We start from the raw sequence: 15518 nt of genomic DNA, 5'->3' as shown, positions 1-15518 counted from the left end.
CCAAAGCAGGTGGAAGTAGTGATTAAGCAGTATCAAGAGGAACTCAGCCTGGCCGTCCGGGCAGCCAGGGAAGCTGGCGGGCTCATCAGGGACAAAATATACCGCCACCAGGTTACCGAAACCAAGTCCTGCCTGTCCGACCTGGTTACCGAGGTGGATAGGCAGGCGGAAACCTGCATCGTCCGGCTGATTCAGCAGCATTTCCCAAGTCACGCCGTGGTAGGCGAGGAGCAGCAGGGCAACTGTGCGGGAGAACCGGGCGGGGCCATGACTTGGTATGTAGACCCGCTGGACGGCACCACCAATTTTGTTTTCGGACTGCCCTTCTGCGCGGTTTCCATTGCCCTGGCCCATCACGGGACACCGGTGTTGGGGGTAGTGCACGACCCCTTGCGGGACGAGACCTTCACAGCTGTGCGGGACGGCGGCGCACGGCTGAACGACTCCCCCATCAATACGGACCATTCCATTGCCACCCTGGACCGCAGCCTGCTGGTGACAGGCTATCCAGGCAACATCGCCAATCGCCCTCGCATGCATCTGGTCAACTACAGACAGCTTATCGACCGCTGCAACAACCTGCGGGCTCTGGGGTCAGCCGCCCTGGAACTGGCATATGTGGCCAGCGGCAGGCTGACGGGTTTTTGGGAAGTGTCACTGCGACCCTGGGATGTGGCCGCGGGTATGGTGCTGGTGGAAGAGGCAGGGGGAACAGTAAGCGACCTGGCCGGACGTCGGCTGCAGCTTACGGAATCCGTGGATATTGCGGCAACCAACGGTTTAATACATGAAGAACTGCTGGAGTGCCTGGAATGGCCGGAATACAATGAGATAAAGTAAGAAGCACGGGGACGGTTCTCTTGCTTCCTTAAAAAACCGCTATCCATTATGGTGTTTGGATAGCGGTTTTAGTAAAATTAGTATAATCGTAGTACCAACTTTTTTTAATAGCCTAGCTAACATGCCTTCATGCCCGGCACCACTTCACCAGTCCACTAAACTAACCAACCCGTCCCTTTTCTTTGGCTATTCGCAAAAATTGCTCTCCCTTGTTAGCAGGGGGCACGTGCAATACTGTGCGCCGGGTCATGGAAAGCGCTCCGGTGGGACAGGCGGAAGCACACGCGCCGCAGCCGATGCAGCGGTCCTGTTGTACCGCTGATACCTCTGAACCGTCCCCGGCAATGACCAGCTCAACGGCTTTGATATGGCAGCTTTCCACGCAGATGCCGCACCCGGTGCACAGGTCGATATCCACTTCGGGAATAAAATTACTGGGGTGAACGGACTGCAGGCCGGACTCGGTTATGGTCCGCAGAACACCGCAGCAGCACCCACAGCAATGGCATATATAAGCGGGTTTATTGAGCACATTATCACCCAGGTGCACCAAACCCAACTTTTCTGTTTTATCCAGCACCCGCAATAACTCATCCACCGTGGCCGCCCTGGCCAGTCCCCGGCTTACCAACCAGCGGGCCGCACCGCCCAGAGAAGTACACACATCTTCCACAGGCGCGTCACAGGCTTTGCCGAGATGAGTAGCCTTATGTCGGCAGGAGCACATACCCAGCGCGCCGCCACCCGAAGCACGAATAATTTCCGAGGCCTTTTCATAGTCTAAAACTTCAGTCTCCACAGCAGCGGGTATAACATTTTCATAAACTAGGGTTTTAAACATTTTGGTATCCCCGCCAAAAAATTCCTCCCGCACCCCCGGGCTAGAGAAATATCTTTCAAAAAGATCCGCCAGTTCCTTCATATTGATGTTATCCCGCACCCGCATGAAAGTATATTCAAAGAAACCCACCACCATGGGGGCCAGCATATAATATGTGGTGTTTTTGCGCGGCAGGTCCAGCACCAGTCCCTTGTCAGCCATACCTTCCAGGGTTTGCACCAGCTCAGCTTCTTTAATACCGGTAATATCGGCAATTTTAGCCGCCGGCATAGGTAACAGGGGAAACTTGCCGCCCAACTGTGCCTCGCTTTCCGTAAAAAGCCGGTACAAGATCCCCATCAAAAGTTCGTTAACCGGTGCTCCCACCGGATTTTCATTTAAACGCTCGGCCAGTGCCCTGTAAACCTCTTCCTTGGCATTTATTAAATGTCCCATACCTGCAAAACCTCCGTTTTTTTTAATAATAAAATAAACCTGGTTTTTAAAAGGATTGGTGGTAAGAAACCATGTCGGTGTCGATGAGTTCATCCAGCACTTTTAAAAAAGTCTCAAAATCCGCCGGGGAAAACTGCTCTTTTATCTCCATGTCCAATTTTTCAGCCAGTTCAATCATGGCCGCGCCATGCTCTTTAGCCTTGTGGGTTAAAAAAACCAGCAAGGAGCGGCGATCCTCGGGGTCATCTCTTCTTTCCACAAAACCACCGCGCTCCATACGATCCAAAATACCGGTAAGAGTAGAGCCGTCCATATTCATGCTCCTGGCCAGTTCTTTAAATTTCATGCCGTCATTCTCCCACAGAGCACTTAATACGTAAAACTGCACGGGAGTGATTTCAAAAGAGGCCAGGTTACTTTCGTAATACCGCTGCAACTTGCGCATTACTTTGCTTAGTTTAAAACAGATATACTTTTCCGGACCGTACTGGTGTGTTTGATCATACATAACTATTCAACCTCTTAATTTGCATAGTAATTATTTGCATGCTGACATTATATTGTTAATAAGACCACACGTCAACAGTTAATGCAAGATTTACCATAAGTGATGTCAAGACTACAGTTTATCCGAGTTGGATTCTTTGATATGATTGTACTATAATAAATTTATTTATCTAAAGGAGCTTAATTGCCATGCCCAGGTTTATTGTCGGCGTCATGGGTGGCGGGGAAAGCGCAACGGTGGAACACTGCCAAATGGCTTACCGGCTGGGAGAATTGATTGCGCAAAAGGGCTGGGTATTGTTAAACGGTGGCCGCCCAGCGGGAGTTATGGAAGCCTCCGCCAGGGGCGCCAAAGAAAATGGGGGTCTAACCATCGGTATTTTACCCGACCGGGACAGCCGGTCCTCATCCGGTTATATAGACATCGTCATTGTCACCGGCATGGGAGACGGGCGTAATTATATCAATGTTCTTTCCAGCCACGTAATACTGGCCCTGCCGGGGCAGGCCGGCACCATTTCGGAAATCGCCCTGGCTTTAAAAAATCGCAAAAAGGTAATCTTGCTTGATTTTGGTGCCGATAATCTATTTAATGCCTACCATCAAAGCGGCCTTTTGCACTCAGCTAACACCCCGGAGGAAGTGATAGAAGTTATTAACTCAATAATGCAGGTTTAAAGCAAGCAGGGAAGCCTCTTACACATATTGAGTCAGAGGCTTCCTGAGTGTACTTTAAAGTTATTCTTTATCTTGAAAAAACCACTAACTACAACATGTTGCATATACAACTCAACAATTAGGCTCAACCTTGTCCCGTCTTTGGCCGACCGGTCATCCTTGGGTAGTCCCCATTAATTACGGCCTGATACTTCTCCTCAAGCCCTTCAGACCTCACCTCACGATGAGCGCCCTGCCTTCCGGGTTATTACCCGGCCCCTGAGGCATTACCCCCAGGTTTGGATATAAGCCCCCTAATCCGAGGCTCAGTGGGACTTTAACCCACCTGACGCTATGGCTGTCAAGCACACACTAAACAGTGATCCGACTACCTACCCATCGTTTGGCTCCCTTGCTATATTATCGCTTGTCAGCCATACTCCCGTATGAAGGATGGTAAGTTTTCCCAAGTTGACGCATCATAACGGTATCTAACATGCTCGTCTTTACGACCCCGAGGAAGTCTGATTGGTCTCGCTCGCCCTGTCGAGCAGTCAGGTGTTGCCTTCTGCACAGTCAACCATATCAGTCTTCCCGTTGCTGTCAGGGATTTTGGGGCTCAAGGATAAAAATCAAATTTAAAAAAAGAAATTCTTTGGGACAAGGGGGTATCAAAAAGGCCCCCTTTTTTCTCTTTATATAGTAAGAGGGTAATTCTAATTTTAGGAAAGGGGGTGTGAAGATGCACTATGCTTGAAGATTTTTTCCTACCGTCTGGTTCCCGCGATTATGTCTTTGATCCGAAGGAAGCCCGGGCGATTGCTTGGTTCTTAACTGGCCTGCGTCGCGAAGCGATCAGGTTGGCTAAAAAGTACCGGCAGTTGGATGAGCGCGAACTTTTGATCTTGAATGGTCCGGTGGATCAGGGCGCTGATTCTGACGAATTAAGCTTAATTGATACTATTTTTGCTGCCAAGGATGTTCCCGTTAGAGCGGAGGACGCGGTTTTTATCCAGGAAGCCCTCTCGTTGTTAACGCCACAAGAACAAATGGTGGTTAAAGCAACGATCCTGGATGGATTTACTGAACGGGAGACGGCTAGGGAACTGGGAGTGTCACAACCTGTAGTCCATCGCATAAAAAATCGCGCGTTGAACAAATTACAACATTTTATCCTGGACGAGCCCACCGCCAAGTAGAGACTCATCCAGGACGGACAATTATCCCGTACCCGAAGGCAGGGGAGGATGCTGCTATTTTATTATATTTTCTCCTGGGCTTTGGGTCAAAAAAAATTTTAACGAAAGGTGATTTTAAATGAATATTTCTGTTGGTAAAAACGCACCTGGTGAAGGGTACTTTACAGGCAGTGTTATTTCTGGTCAATCATTTAAAGTAACGATAACAAATTCTGGATACACTGGTTCAGTCACCATTTATGCCAATTCAGCATCTAGCGATACTGGTTATCAACTTGGATCAATTTATGTTCAAAATGGTACGGGTACTGGCTATTTTACCATTCGATCCGTACTTGGTCTAACTGATTCTTCCCGAAAATTGACAGCCATTGATAATAAGCAAAATCGAGCATCTATTGTTGTTGGGGTATGGTTCCAAGTAACTATGACAGTTGAATGCTTGAACCCTGATTACAATAATGTAACACTTTATTGTGGACAGAAATACACCACGAAACAGAAATTTGCATCCTTGCCATATGGAGACAGAAGTCGACTCTGTAATCATCCGGTTGCCATCTATGCAACACGGACTCACCAATTGGCAACTGTCCCTATTCAAGATGCAGGTCCTAAAACCACAACGGATAATTACTGGAACAAAACAGGTGTACCACAGTATCCAGATCGCGGAATCGACGGCTCAGATGGTACATGGGATGCTTTAGGGCTTTCCAGTTACTATCAGTGCAGCTCACCGGCTTATGGCAGTGAAACTGTTCAATGGCGTTTTACGTAAGAGTCATTAAAGCAACTTTCTTTAGATTGTTAATTTAGTGTCTATATTGTAATAAATAATCATTCCTGGGGGCGAGAGCCCCCCTCTTTATTTTCATTTCATAGTATAAATTTAAGTTCTTAGCAAAATCCCTGGTTCAGTTTAGTGAAACTTTAATTTTTCCGACTCATTCATTTCTTTTCGCCCAAGCATTGATTTTCCTTAGACTTTCTAATTTGTGGAATTGGGATTAAATACAATTTTAGTAATAATGAAATCTACTGATCCTTGTGGTTGTTGAACTGTAATATCATAGGATCCTAAATGTGGAACAATCATTTTATAAGTCAGTTTTGAGGCATGCGAAGGATTGTTCAAAGAATCATCCTTTGGATTAATCAGTTTTATGATGACACCATCTTTGTTTTCAGCTGTATTTCCGGATTTTTTAAAGCTATACAACATATTTTCTTTAGTTGAGATATTTTCCGGAACTAAATTGGTAGTTACAACTTGGAGAACGGAAAAAGGCTCCATTCTCCAAGGTTGGTGCCCTCCACTATCTTCCCATTCTTGATAAGTAAGTAAAGGAGCAGAAGATACATCTCCTGTTTCATAGTGTATAAGTTCTTTGATGGGTGGTTTAAGTTTATCATCTGGAATTGAATAGAGGACTATTGGACTAGGTATAAACTTGTTAGTCTGCGCAATAGATCGCTCATTAACTGAAGTATTAGCATTCGAGATATTTCCACCACAGCCATTTAGAAAAAGAACAGAAGCAAAACAAATCGGCAAAACCCAAGGTTTCAAATTTACCCCCCCCTACTTCACTTGTCATTGTATAAAAAAACCATATGCATGACAATAGTAAACCTACGACAGATTTAAAGCCTATACAAGCTCTAAATGCGAAATTTAGGCAACATCTTCAGAAAACAACAATTTTTAAAAAAAACCTAGTATTCATTCGTGTTCGGTTAACCAGTTTATTACAGTGACATCCATGAAATAAAGGATAAATTATTGACATTTGCTGCTAGATAAGGAAATTGCTAAGGTGGTTTAAGGGCGCTTTAACAACAAAACCTCTAAATTCATCTTGCTCAAACACAATAATTTACCATTATATGGTTAGTAGATCACACATGAACATATTATTATATTGAGAGACAACATTCTAATAACGCATTTAGGAAGCCGCCACACATGCTGTGATTTAGAAATAACCAGAATATAGATATTTTTTTTTCATATAGATCAAAATAAAGTATTATTTTCAGGAATGCGGCTACTAGTTCCCCCGTTGTCTGAGACGCCCGGCTAGTGGAGCATGGAGTCTTACTTATACTCTCGGCTCACCTCACATTCCCACTACCAATGTATGCCATACTACGCCAAATCTGCTTTAATGAGTTATTATGGAGAACCATTAGATTCAAAAAGTGATTTATATAATCGTGATAGTGTCGATTTGTTAGCACGTTTAATATATGGTGAAGCTAGAGGAGAAATAACAAGTGCAAAAGTTGGGGTAGCCTATGTCGTTTCTAATAGGAAAGCGCACTCCCGTTTTCCAAACACGGTGAGAGATGTTATTTTGGAAGACAACGCTTTTGAAGTTATGTCAGAAGGCAATGTAAATTTTGATGATGTACTAAAACCTAGCCTTGGGAGTGCTGCATGGAAAAAATGTTTAGATATAGCTCAAAATTTATCCAATTACTCTAATCCCATGGGGGATAAACTTTTCTTTGTAGGGAAGGATTATTGGGATAAGCATACAAAGAATGAGAACGGCAAATTGTACTATGACATGGGTCCGGGAAGTGGTTGGCAGCAGGTCACCAAGAAAATATTGGTTGGTAATCTTATGTTTTTTATAATAGTTGGCTACTAAATTATTATAAAGTGCCCAAATCTGTTTTGGGCACTTTCTTTATTCAATTTATTATTCCTGGCGTGTCTGCCTACCGAAGTGCTGAAAAAGGAAACATGTATTCACTTTATTCATTGCCTTTATAATCGTATTGGACATCTATAATTTTAAATTTGTTATCAATATAATCATAAGTAAGAGTTAAATCTCCAGCATAATTTGTTATAAATAAACTTAATCCAACTCGCGCTACGATCTTTCCATAACTCACATTATACACCAGTATATTTCCATACCCCACATCATCTTTCGATGGTATTTCATCAGTATATAATTTTTCTTGAGATATATTGGTTGTGCCAATTACTTTGTCTTTTTTCTTAACTACGAAATTATAATTATCTTTGTTGTATTTATTTATCTCAAATGAAATATTTTGGCCAATATAATCTATTGGATTTTCATAGTTGCTAGCAAATATTTCATTGGGCACATTATTATCAAAAGAGTAAAGATAACCTTCTGTACCGTATGCATTAGTTCCGCCACCCAAATCATTAACAATAAATAAGTCTACATTATTGTCATGATTAAAATCACCAAGCCTCAATGTAGCTCCCTCTGAATATTCAGTAGGCAAAGGATATCTTTCGTTATCAATTAGCAAAGCGGGTTGTTTACAGGTAGAACCATCTTTTAAGTGATTATTTTCGCAAATTATTTTTACATTATTAAAGCCTATAGATAGCTCATTATTTTCAAAGATACTATGATCAGATATTTCTTCTTTTTGATGCGAAGCACTATTGTTTTTTAACGCTTGGTTATCAATAATACCTGAGCATCCAGTCATGATGATAATTAAAAGAAGTGCGGGCAATGAAAATAAACTCCTCATATAATATCTCCTTCCATCAAGAACCTCATCCACCAAATGAGAATCAGCCACTTGTTAACCAGTTCAAGTGACGACCCACCGTCAGGCAACGCCCTCCAAAGCCCCTCTCTACCGGTACAACTAACAATATTTTTCTTGGTTACAATTACCTCCCGGAAAAATACATTTACCTAATAGACGCAAATATGTGTTACATTGTTCCATAAAATTTAACTAATGATCCATCATACCAGAGCTGGATATTTGCCACTATTTGTTTTCCATATTCTAATAATATTGTGATTGCTAAAACTAAATAAAGTTAAACAATTAAATATAAAAGTTTCTTAGACAAAAAACAGCATTAAGCTACATTAATATTCATAATGATCCGGTTTACATATTCAAGACTAATCATGTCTTTAATATTTAAAATTATTTGCGGAAAATTTTTTCCAAAACAGGTTATCAAAAAGATCCTTTATTTTCTCTTTATATAAAAAGGGACTTGTTTAGCAAGTACGTTTTGGTGAAGATGAGTGCCTTAAAACGTGTACTAGCTCCTCTTGAATTGCTTGCAATACTTGCATGTTTTTTATAGTTGCTTATACCGATTGGTACGACGGAGCATGATTTGATTTTTAAGCTTTTGGCAAAACGATATCGTCCGGGTGTGACGTTGAATTGATGGGCTGCTGGAGTCTAATTGAAAAAAATAATTGAAAAGATTCTGGAATATTTTTGGTTTTTGCTCGTCCATATAGATAAATTAGAAATAAATCACAAATTATGAAATGTTTGTCGAATAATATGGATGTATTAAACTATAATGCTCCGAGGCATGTGATGTGTTATGTCTAGCCCAGTTGCCGCCAGTGTTCATGTAACCTACCCGTTTTTTTTGGGTTGTTTTTGTTTTTTTGGGCGAAGGAGGTGATGATGGAATGCAAGATCTGTTTACCTATGCCTCTCTTAGTACTTTGGCTGGTGCGGTGACTGCGACTGTTTTGATTGTTGACTTCATCAAGAGACTCGGCTTTTTGAAGCATTTTTCTACCCGTTGTCTTGTAGTGGTGGTCGCTGAGGGGATTATCTTTTTGGTTGATACCGCAACGGGGAGCTTTAAAATGAGGAATCTTCCACTTTGCATCCTTAACGGCTTACTAGTGGCGGCTTCCGCCATGGGGAGTTGGCAGGTGATCCATAACCGATTATTTAGCGATTCTGAAAAAACGAGGGGAGGCTGAGTGCTGTTGAAGAGGAGATTAAAGTTTCATGAACTGGTTGCCAGGGCTAAAAATGGCGATAAGGAAGCTTTTATTCAACTGGTTGGTCAGCTAAATCCGGCGATTAAAAAATATAGCCGTTGGTCAAATCATTATAATGAATGCTATTCGGATTTGATTTTTTGGTTAATGAACGCGATTCATAAGTATCCGGCTTGATTTTAGAAAAGGATAAAAATCAAATCTAAAAAAAAGAAATTTTTTGGGACAAGGGGGTATCAAAAAGGCCTCCTTTTTTCTCTTTATATAGTAAGAGGGTAATTTCAATTTTAGGAAAGGGGGTGTGAAGATGCACTATGCTTGACGATGTTTTACTACCGTCTGGTTCCCGCGATTATGTCTTTGATCCGAAGGAAGCCCGGGCGATTGCTTGGTTCTTAACCGGCCTGCGTCGCGAAGCGATCAGATTGGCAAAAAAATACCGGCAGTTGGATGAGTGCGAGCTTTTGATCTTGAATGGTCCGGTGGATCAGAACGCTTATTCCGATGAATTGAGTTTGATTGATACGATCTTTGCCGCTGAAGATGTTTCCATTAGCGCGGAGGAAGCGGTTTTTATCCAGGAAGCCCTCTCGTTGTTAACGCCACAAGAACAAATAGTGGTAAAAGCAACAATCCTGGATGGATTTACCGAACGGGAGACGGCAAGGGGACTGGGAGTGTCACAGCCTGTCGTCCATCGCATAAAAAATCGCGCGTTAAACAAGTTGCATCATTTTATCCTGGACGAGCCCACCGCCAAGTAGAGACTCATCCAGGACGGACAATTATCCCGTACCCGAAGGCAGGGAGTTAAAGTACAATCTTGTATTGCTTTACTCAACAGGAGTTGTGAAGAATTTTGGTCTAACCTAACAAGTCACAGTTAAAAAAACTTAGGAAACAATGTCGAAAAAAGTAGCCGTTAAAGAGGTCCCTTAACCATTGGCAAGTGACAGAACGTAAACCCCATTTGAATTTGCATAAGAAAGGATGAAAAAAATGAGTTATGATCCAGGAGAATGTGTAGGAAGTACCTATAACCATAATTATTCATCATGTCATTTCACCACGGACAGTATGGCCGGACACATTAATTCAGCTGCACATAATAAAGGCATTAATCCAGCAACACTAGCGACTATAGCTTCTCTTGAAACCCTATCCGGATCTGGAGCCGGTGGAATAAACGTAGGATGTGACCCCTGCGATACCAGCGGAGCTGGCGTTTGTCAAATCGGCAAAGCCATGTTCGATAAATGGAATGCTTGGTGTGACAATAAATACACCTGGTGTTCCTCAATTTGCGGAAGTAACTATTATAACAATCTAGCCATCTGTGCTGCGTTTCTGAGCGCCGCGTTCAAAAAACTAAAAAGCCTTGGAAATACCAACCAAATTCAAATGATGGCTATGGCAGCGACAGCCTGGAACGGCAACTATTGTGGACATTCCAGCAATGCTTTCTACCCTTGGTCAGGCCAGACGGGTTATTATCTCCCTAAATCTGATCAGCTTACGCAATACGGGGCGTCCGCGGGAGCTCTGTTTAACGGATCCGGACACGTAGGAAAAGGAGTTCTCGACACAAGCATTAGCCTATAATAGATTCACCAATCAAAGGAGCACTGTTAAAACTAACCTGTTCTCTATGCCCGGCAGATTTGCAATATTTTTGGTGACCTATCTAATGGAATTGTTATTGCGAATTAGCCACCGGCATAGTTTTACAAGGTGCAAGGAAATTTAGGGGAGTCCTACAAGGGAAAGCCTAAAAACCAATTTTGAATAGGTGGGAGTATCCACAATTTTGTGTAAATGGCTTCTTTCCGTTAAAAATGGTTACACTATAAATGGCTCTTACCCATCAGGAGGGTACGGCTCTGCTGGAGAGCAACCGGAGCGCCTGGTGGGGTTCTGCCGGGGATAACGGGGTGCTTTTTAGTACCCCCTTATCCTTTACAAGTCCATAAGCTATCCTTGAGGAGAACAAAAGCGTTAAACTCTTGGGGCGAAGCCCCAACAAATGCACTAAATGGCCAATTCCGCTTTAAGTCTATCGGCAAAGTAAATCCCAATCTGAGAAGCGCATTCCTTCCAGTTTCTTATAGGCACAGTCCATTTCTTAGCTGCTTCAACGGTGGCTAAATAGATTATTTTCCTAAGTGCATCATCAGTTGGGTATGCTGTTTTAGTCTTAGTAACTTTCCGCAACTGCCGATGATACCCTTCAATAATATTTGTTGTATAGATTATCTTACGCATGGCATAAGGATACTTGAAATAGGCGGTTAATTCAACCCAGTTATTCTCCCAGGATCGAATGGTTATGGGATGCTTTTTATCCCACTTTTCTTTAAATATCTCAAAGGCCAATTCTGCTTCTTCTATGGTTAATGCCTGGTACACTTGCTTAAGATCAGCTATTAACTCTTTCCGGTCTTTGTAAGAGACATATTTTAAAGAGTTACGGATTTGGTGAATAATGCAAAGCTGTATTTCCGTTTGGGGGAATACACTGTTTATAGCCTCGGAAAACCCGGAAAGCCCGTCTTTACAGGCAATCAGGATATCCTCTACACCCCTATTTTTAAGGTCATTGCATACCCCAAGCCAGAAACTAGCACTTTCACTTTCCCCAATCCAGATGCCTAATATGTCCTCCTGGCCGTCCATATTGATGCCCAGTACGCTATAGGCAGCCTTGTTTATGATCCGGTTTTCCTGACGTACTTTAAAGTGTACGGCATTTAGAAAAGTAATCGGATAAACCCGGTCTAATGGTCTTGATTGCCACTCGGAAACCATGGGCATGATCTTATCGGTTATTTTGCTTACCATAGTTGGGGATACATCGATACCGTAAATATCTAGCATATGGGCCTCGATATCCCGGGTAGACATTCCTTTGGCGTACATAGCTATAATCTGGTCTTCCAACTGGTTTGAAGTTGTTTCGTATTTCTTGATGATTTGGGGTTCGAATTCTGCATTACGATCTCTTGGTATTTTAAGCTCTGTTTTACCTAATCTGGTTTGGATAGTTTTTTGGCTATAGCCGTTACGACTGTTGCCGGAGTTATTTCCCTCTACGCTATGTTTTTTATAACCCAAGTGGTGATCCATTTCAGCTTCAAATATTTGCTGTAACGTTAGGCTTTCTCTTTTGTTTTATTGTACCCCATTTAAAAACTGCAAATTTTTTGCAAAAGTCCATCCGAACGAGGTAGAGTATGAAGCCTTACTGGACTACCACTTACTCATTTCACATTTTCGCCACCTATATATGCCATACTACGCCAAATCTGAATAGCTTCCTTTGTATCGCCACTCCAATTAAAACAATACCATGTAAAGTCGTTAACTTTCCAGTAAATTTCTGTCAGTGGATGATTGGCGCCAGTGTAAATAAAACTCAATTTCCCAGGAAGAGCTAAAAGGCCTTGATCGTTTTTACCTAAGGCATTGACGATTTGATGTGCATAATCAACAGTGCTGCCAGAACCATTACCCGGGGATGCCGTTACGAAAAAACTCCATTTATCAGTTTTCCAAGTGATTGCGTTACTACCAATAACATTGGGATAACCATCGGCTAGAAATTCCTTGCCTTTTATACCGTTTGGAAGATTGATGGAGCTAATTCCTATATTTTCACTCTCGAACTGTTTTTCAAGTGGTGATTCATCAGGCTGCCTGACGTTACCAGAAAGTGTTCCAGCTTCGTAAGCCACTCCCTTTCTTGGTGGTAAGTCTTTGCCGATTTCTATAGTAAAATTATTCTTCTCTGTTTTGAGATTGAGGGACCATTTCATATCTTTAACATTAGGGGAAGGAAAATAAGTAGGTAAAAAAATAGGAAAATTGCTAGTTTTTAATAACTTTTCAGAAATAGGTTGAAATGGCGCGGCTAATTTGGAAGGTGAGGTAAGACTCAGCTTTTCTGGCCATTTTTTTGATTGTATAGCCTGGCTCAGTATTTCATCTTGCGCTTGTGCCGGGCTATTTTTTGTCTGGTCAATGCTACTTGTTTTTGGATCACTTGAACAACCAGAAGCGCCAATTACTACCGAAAGGACTAATGGAATAATTAATTTCCCTTTGTTCAATTTACCCATGGGCAATAAGAGACCTCCTTTTGATTTTCTCTCTAACATTAGATGTATACAAAGATATTTCCCGTCATATGTTAAAATCCATTTTAAAGCGTGCCAAGTAAAAAAATACCTGGCCTTTTTGGAAACCATTTCCCCATTAGATCAAAAACCTTATCCACCAAATGAGAATTAGCCACTAAATAACCAGTTTAGGTGTGAGGCCCACCGCCAGGCAGCGCCCTCAAAATCCCCTCTCTGCCAGCACAGCTGAGTTGGCAACTCAATATTTACATATATAACTTGACCAAGTATTCATAACAATATTTTTCTTGGCTACAATTACCTCCCAGAAAAACACATTTAAAAATAGACGCAAATATGTATTACATTGTTCCATAAAATTTGGCTAATGGTACATTTTACACAGAGCCGGACGTTTACCCCTATCTTTTTCCATGTTCTTTGATAAGCAATATTTAGTATCTGATTACCCTTATGGGACAAGGGGCGAGAACGGCATTAGCCTTGATGAGTTACTCCAAATTGCTAACTCTATATATGCAAATATTGATGATACTGTAACTAACTCTGTACATAGTGAAAAAATATTAATAATACTGTGATTGCTAATATACCGATTGGTACGACTGAGCGTGATTTGATTTTCGAGCTTTTGGTAAAACGATATCGTCCGGGTGGGACGATTGAGTTGATGGGCTACTGGAGTCTAATTGAAAAAAATAATTGAAAAGATTCTGGAACATTTTTGGTTTTTGCCCGTCTATATAGATAAACTATCAAGATATGACAAATTATGAAATGTTTGTCGAAGAATATGAATGTATTAAAACTATAAAGCTCCAAGGCATGTGATGTGATGCGTCTAGCCCAGTTGCCGCCAGTGTTTATGTGACCTGCTTGTTTTTTTGGGTGGGTTTTTTTGTTTTTTGGGCGAAGGAGGTGATGATGGAATGCAAGATCTGTTTACCTATGCCTCCCTTAGTACTTTGGCTGGTGCGGTGACTGCGACTGTTTTGGTTGTTGACTTCATCAAGAGACTCGGCTTTTTGAAGCATTTTTCTACCCGTTGTCTTGTAGTGGTGGTCGCTGAGGGGATTATCTTTTTGGTTGATATCGCAACGGGGAGCTTTAAAATGAGGAATGTTCCACTTTGCATCCTTAACGGCTTACTAGTGGCGGCTTCCGCCATGGGGAGTTGGCAGGTGATCCATAACCGATTATTCGGCGATTCTGGAAAAACGAGGGGAGGCTGAGTGCTGTTGAAGAGGAGATTAAAGTTTCATGAACTGGTTGCCAGGGCTAAAAATGGCGATAAGGAAGCTTTTATTCAACTGGTTGGTCAGCTAAATCCGGCGATTAAAAAATATAGCCGTTGGTCAAATCATTATAATGAATGCTATTCGGATTTGATTTTTTGGTTAATGAACGCGATTCATAAGTATCCGGCTTGATTTTAGAAAAGGATAAAAATCAAATCTAAAAAAAAGAAATTTTTTGGGACAAGGGGGTATCAAAAAGGCCTCCTTTTTTCTCTTTATATAGTAAGAGGGTAATTCTAATTTTAGGAAAGGGGGTGTGAAGATGCACTATGCTTGAAGATTTTTTCCTACCGTCTGGTTCTCGCGATTATGTCTTTGATCCGAAGGAAGCCCGGGCGATTGCTTGGTTCTTAACTGGCCTGCGTCGCGAAGCGATCAGGTTGGCTAAAAAGTACCGGCAGTTGGATGAGCGCGAACTTTTGATCTTGAATGGTCCGGTGGATCAGGGCGCTGATTCTGACGAATTAAGCTTAATTGATACTATTTTTGCTGCCAAGGATGTTCCCGTTAGAGCGGAGGACGCGGTTTTTATCCAGGAAGCCCTCTCGTTGTTAACGCCACAAGAACAAATGGTGGTTAAAGCAACGATCCTGGATGGATTTACTGAACGGGAGACGGCTAGGGAACTGGGAGTGTCACAACCTGTAGTCCATCGCATAAAAAATCGCGCGTTGAACAAATTACAACATTTTATCCTGGACGAGCCCACCGCCAAGTAGAGACTCATCCAGGACGGACAATTATCCCGTACCCGAAGGCAGGGGAGGATACCTTATTTTATTCCCTCCTGGCTTTGGATGCAAGGGGAAAAATTAAATATT

General features: G+C 42.2%; 17 protein-coding genes and 1 pseudogene. 12 read left to right on the top strand and 6 right to left on the bottom strand.

Annotated elements, in window-relative coordinates; all coding sequences use genetic code 11:
• The first annotated feature begins 18 nt into the window (after window positions 1–18).
• Entirely contained in the window at window positions 19–840 is an 822-nt protein-coding gene (locus DESGI_RS02155) for an inositol monophosphatase family protein (protein ID WP_006523523.1), read from the top strand.
• A 160-nt stretch (window positions 841–1000) separates the two neighbouring features.
• Here DESGI_RS02155 and DESGI_RS02150 read toward each other — a convergent pair whose 3' ends face one another.
• The gene (locus DESGI_RS02150) at window positions 1001–2116 is read right to left on the bottom strand and encodes a 4Fe-4S dicluster domain-containing protein (protein ID WP_006523524.1); all 1116 of its coding nucleotides are present in this window, start codon (window positions 2114–2116) and stop codon (window positions 1001–1003) included.
• Between the two features lie 46 nt (window positions 2117–2162).
• The gene (locus DESGI_RS02145) at window positions 2163–2624 is read right to left on the bottom strand and encodes a MarR family winged helix-turn-helix transcriptional regulator (protein ID WP_006523525.1); all 462 of its coding nucleotides are present in this window, start codon (window positions 2622–2624) and stop codon (window positions 2163–2165) included.
• A 188-nt stretch (window positions 2625–2812) separates the two neighbouring features.
• Here DESGI_RS02145 and DESGI_RS02140 point away from each other — a divergent pair, with 188 nt between their 5' ends.
• The 3 genes from DESGI_RS02140 to DESGI_RS02130 all read left to right on the top strand — a co-directional run bounded on the left by DESGI_RS02140 (window position 2813) and on the right by DESGI_RS02130 (window position 5260).
• The gene (locus DESGI_RS02140; RefSeq protein WP_006523526.1) at window positions 2813–3301 is read left to right on the top strand and encodes a TIGR00725 family protein; all 489 of its coding nucleotides are present in this window, start codon (window positions 2813–2815) and stop codon (window positions 3299–3301) included.
• A 728-nt stretch (window positions 3302–4029) separates the two neighbouring features.
• Window positions 4030–4479 (top strand): sigma-70 family RNA polymerase sigma factor, encoded by a 450-nt coding sequence (locus tag DESGI_RS02135; RefSeq protein WP_006523527.1) that lies wholly within the window; start codon window positions 4030–4032, stop codon window positions 4477–4479.
• Between the two features lie 118 nt (window positions 4480–4597).
• Entirely contained in the window at window positions 4598–5260 is a 663-nt protein-coding gene (locus tag DESGI_RS02130; protein ID WP_006523528.1) for a hypothetical protein, read from the top strand.
• Window positions 5261–5470: 210 nt separating this feature from the next.
• Here DESGI_RS02130 and DESGI_RS02125 read toward each other — a convergent pair whose 3' ends face one another.
• A complete protein-coding gene (locus tag DESGI_RS02125) occupies window positions 5471–6052 on the bottom strand; it encodes a calponin homology domain-containing protein (protein WP_006523529.1) in 582 nt (193 codons plus the stop codon).
• Between the two features lie 520 nt (window positions 6053–6572).
• Here DESGI_RS02125 and DESGI_RS23540 point away from each other — a divergent pair.
• Window positions 6573–7139 (top strand): cell wall hydrolase, encoded by a 567-nt coding sequence (locus DESGI_RS23540; protein ID WP_083939744.1) that lies wholly within the window; start codon window positions 6573–6575, stop codon window positions 7137–7139.
• 106 nt (window positions 7140–7245) lie between these two features.
• Here DESGI_RS23540 and DESGI_RS02115 read toward each other — a convergent pair whose 3' ends face one another.
• Window positions 7246–8067 carry a hypothetical protein gene (locus DESGI_RS02115; RefSeq protein ID WP_162141526.1) on the bottom strand — a complete coding sequence of 274 codons (822 nt, stop codon included), beginning with the start codon at window positions 8065–8067 and terminating at the stop codon, window positions 7246–7248.
• An 872-nt stretch (window positions 8068–8939) separates the two neighbouring features.
• Between DESGI_RS02115 and DESGI_RS02110 the strand changes: the two genes are divergently transcribed.
• The 4 genes from DESGI_RS02110 (at window position 8940) to DESGI_RS02095 (ending at window position 10865) form a co-directional block, all read left to right on the top strand.
• Window positions 8940–9242, top strand: coding sequence for a hypothetical protein (locus DESGI_RS02110; RefSeq protein ID WP_006523532.1), 303 nt, complete (start codon window positions 8940–8942; stop codon window positions 9240–9242).
• A 6-nt stretch (window positions 9243–9248) separates the two neighbouring features.
• Window positions 9249–9440 carry a helix-turn-helix domain-containing protein gene (locus DESGI_RS02105; RefSeq protein WP_006524778.1) on the top strand — a complete coding sequence of 64 codons (192 nt, stop codon included), beginning with the start codon at window positions 9249–9251 and terminating at the stop codon, window positions 9438–9440.
• Between the two features lie 137 nt (window positions 9441–9577).
• Window positions 9578–10027: a sigma-70 family RNA polymerase sigma factor gene (locus DESGI_RS02100; RefSeq protein ID WP_006524773.1), complete on the top strand. Its 450-nt coding sequence runs from the start codon at window positions 9578–9580 to the stop codon at window positions 10025–10027.
• A gap of 235 nt (window positions 10028–10262) precedes the next feature.
• On the top strand, window positions 10263–10865 hold the full coding sequence (locus DESGI_RS02095; protein WP_006524774.1) for a hypothetical protein: 603 nt from the start codon (window positions 10263–10265) through the stop codon (window positions 10863–10865).
• A 426-nt stretch (window positions 10866–11291) separates the two neighbouring features.
• Here DESGI_RS02095 and DESGI_RS02090 read toward each other — a convergent pair.
• Both DESGI_RS02090 and DESGI_RS02085 read right to left on the bottom strand, forming a co-directional pair.
• Window positions 11292–12413 (bottom strand): annotated as a pseudogene (locus DESGI_RS02090) (IS256 family transposase); the annotation flags it as partial.
• 107 nt (window positions 12414–12520) lie between these two features.
• Entirely contained in the window at window positions 12521–13384 is an 864-nt protein-coding gene (locus DESGI_RS02085; RefSeq protein ID WP_006524776.1) for a hypothetical protein, read from the bottom strand.
• 944 nt (window positions 13385–14328) lie between these two features.
• Here DESGI_RS02085 and DESGI_RS02080 point away from each other — a divergent pair.
• The 3 genes from DESGI_RS02080 (at window position 14329) to DESGI_RS02070 (ending at window position 15416) form a co-directional block, all read left to right on the top strand.
• Window positions 14329–14631, top strand: a complete 303-nt coding sequence (locus DESGI_RS02080; protein WP_006524777.1) for a hypothetical protein — start codon at window positions 14329–14331, stop codon at window positions 14629–14631.
• Between the two features lie 6 nt (window positions 14632–14637).
• Window positions 14638–14829, top strand: a complete 192-nt coding sequence (locus DESGI_RS02075; protein WP_006524778.1) for a helix-turn-helix domain-containing protein — start codon at window positions 14638–14640, stop codon at window positions 14827–14829.
• A gap of 137 nt (window positions 14830–14966) precedes the next feature.
• The gene (locus DESGI_RS02070; protein WP_006523527.1) at window positions 14967–15416 is read left to right on the top strand and encodes a sigma-70 family RNA polymerase sigma factor; all 450 of its coding nucleotides are present in this window, start codon (window positions 14967–14969) and stop codon (window positions 15414–15416) included.
• The last annotated feature ends 102 nt before the right edge of the window (window positions 15417–15518 follow it).

The sequence above is a fragment of the Desulfoscipio gibsoniae DSM 7213 genome (assembly GCF_000233715.2).
In the GTDB taxonomy this organism is placed as follows: domain Bacteria; phylum Bacillota; class Desulfotomaculia; order Desulfotomaculales; family Desulfallaceae; genus Sporotomaculum; species Sporotomaculum gibsoniae.
Note: the sequence above shows the minus strand (reverse complement) of the source record. Positions and strands in the feature narration are given on the sequence as shown.